Genomic DNA, 2,399 nt, shown 5'->3' on the forward strand with positions numbered 1-2,399 from the left:
TGCCCGGCGTCGGGCAGCCGACGCTGTTCTGAGCCGGGGGCGGGCCCGGCCGCGGCTAGGATCGTCCGCATGGTCACCCGCTCCGGTGAGCCCTCGGGCTCCTCCGCCCGGAGCGCCCGCGACGCGGCACCCCGTGCGGTCCGGCTCGGCCTGCTCGACCCGCGCGAGGACCTGCTCGCGGCGACGAGCGCGTGGATCCGCACCCACGCCCCGGACTTCGAGGTCGTCGTGGCCGCCTCCACCTGGCACGACCTGGTGACGAGCGACGTCTTCCCCACCCAGGTGGTCGTGATGGACGTAGAGCTGCGCGAGCCGATCTCGATCGAGGCGCGGATCCGGACCTGCCGGGCGGCCGGAGCCGCGGTCGTGGCGCTCTCCGCGAGCGAGGACGACGAGGTCCGCGAGCGCGCCCTGAAGGCCGGAGCGGTGCGGCACCTGGCGAAGTCGCGCCCGCTCGCCGAGGTGATGGAGCAGACCCGCGCCGCTCTCGAGATGCGCTCGGCCGACGTCTCGTCGGCGCAGTGGCGGCCCCTGCCGTCCGGAGTCGCGGCGCAGCAGCGCCCGCGGCTCAGCGCCGGCGAGCTGGAGGCGCTGCGCCTCTACGCGTCCGGATCGAGCACCCCCGAGGTCGCCGCCAAGATGAACGTGCAGTTCGAGACCGCGAAGACCTACCTGCAGCGCGTGCGGCGCAAGTACGTCGCCGTCGGCAGGCCCGCGAGCCGCCGGGCCGATCTGATCCGCCGCGCCGGCGAGGACGGGTTCCTCCCGTGACCGGCCCCTGCTCACCCCGGGGGCCCCGCCTCCGGACCCGCCCCGAGGAGACCTGATGGCCAAGCTGTACTTCCGCTACGGAGCGATGAACAGCGGGAAGAGCACGTCGCTTCTGCAGGCCGCGCACAACTACGAGGAGCGCGGGCACCGGGTGCTGCTGGCCAAGCCGGCCGTCGACACGAAGGGCGAGGAGCTGATCGTGTCGCGGCTCGGCGTGACCCGTCCGGTGGACATCCTGTTCGAGCCCGACGGGGACCCGGTGGCCGTCTTCACCGCGGCCCGGGCCCGCGTCCTGGCCGAGTCGAAGCGCGACGTGAGCGCTCTGCTCGTCGACGAGGCGCAGTTCCTGCCGGAGTCGCACGTCGACGATCTGCTCCGGATCGCCATCCTCGAGAACGTGCCCGTCCTGGCGTACGGCATCCGCACGGACTTCCGCACCGCCGCGTTCCCGGGAAGCAGGCGGCTCCTGGAGATCGCCCACAGCCTCGAGGAGCTGAAGACGATCTGCCGGTGCGGGCGCAAAGCGATCTTCAACGGGCGCGTCGTGGACGGCCGCTTCGTCTTCGACGGCGATCAGGTCGCGATCGACGGAACGGCGGTCACCTACGAGTCGCTGTGCGGCGCGTGCTACCTCCAGGAGAGCCGCGGCCGGCTCCGCGGCTGACCGGTCGAGCCTTCCTCACTGGCGCGACACCCCTCCGAAACGAGGAAGTGGGTAGCCTGACGACGTGACAACACCGGAAACGGAATTACGCCTTTCGAAGCAGCAGGAAAGGTCGGGGGAAACGATGACGGCGCAAGGGGCACCGCTGAGGCGTCGGCCGTCGTGGGAGCAGGACTACCGGCGACGGCTGCTCATCACGGACGTCGTCGCGATCGTCCTCTCCGTCTTCGGCACGCAGCTCTTCTGGTTCGACCTGAACCTGAACTCGGACCTGGGGTTCAAGAACCCCGCCGACATCGCGGTCAGCTACACCTGGGTGTCCGTCGCCCTGTCGGTCGGCTGGCTCCTCGCCCTCCAGGTCTTCGACACGCGCGACCGCCGGATCGTCGGCACCGGCTACGTCGAGTACCGCCGCGTCGTCGACGCCTCCATCTGGCTCTTCGGCATCGTCGCGATCATCGCCTACCTGCTCCAGATCCTGCTCGCGCGCGGCTACATCATCACGGCGTTCCCCGCCGGGATCGTGCTGATCTGCGTCGGCCGCCTGGTCTGGCGCTCCTGGCTCACCCGGCAGCGCCGGGCGGGCCGCTTCTCGAGCCAGGTCGTGCTCCTCGGCTCCCGCGCGAGCGTCCTGCACACCGCGCGCGAGCTGCGTCGCGGCACCGAGGCCGGCTACAAGCTCGTCGGCGCCGTCTCGACCTCGGTCGGCGGTGCGGACGCGCTGCGGAGCGAGCAGGAGCTCTCGGGCCTCGCGGTCCACGGGTTCACCGGGATCGACGGCGTCCGCGCCGTGATGGACGCCACCGGCGCCGACACGGTGGTCGTCACGAGCTCCGACGAGCTGGCACCGCAGCGGATCCGCGAGCTGAGCTGGACGCTCGAGCCCGGGCGCGAGCACCTCGTCGTGGCGCCGAGCCTCACCGACATCGGCGGTCCGCGCATCCACACCCGCCCCGTCGCGGGC

The 2,399-nt window shown here is 71.9% G+C and carries 2 protein-coding genes and 1 pseudogene; all 3 read left to right on the forward strand.

What is annotated here, in order from left to right; genetic code table 11:
• Nucleotides 1-69 precede the first annotated feature (69 nt).
• Complete coding sequence (locus C5C27_RS17255; RefSeq protein WP_104237728.1) at nucleotides 70-771, forward strand: LuxR C-terminal-related transcriptional regulator; 702 nt, start codon at nucleotides 70-72, stop codon at nucleotides 769-771.
• Nucleotides 772-826: 55 nt separating this feature from the next.
• Nucleotides 827-1,435: a thymidine kinase gene (locus C5C27_RS17260; protein WP_104227256.1), complete on the forward strand. Its 609-nt coding sequence runs from the start codon at nucleotides 827-829 to the stop codon at nucleotides 1,433-1,435.
• A gap of 124 nt (nucleotides 1,436-1,559) precedes the next feature.
• Nucleotides 1,560-2,399: pseudogene (locus tag C5C27_RS17265) on the forward strand (sugar transferase); the annotation flags it as partial.

Origin of the sequence: Rathayibacter sp. AY2B7 (assembly GCF_002931635.1) — a bacterium.
Taxonomy (GTDB): Bacteria; Actinomycetota; Actinomycetes; order Actinomycetales; family Microbacteriaceae; genus Rathayibacter.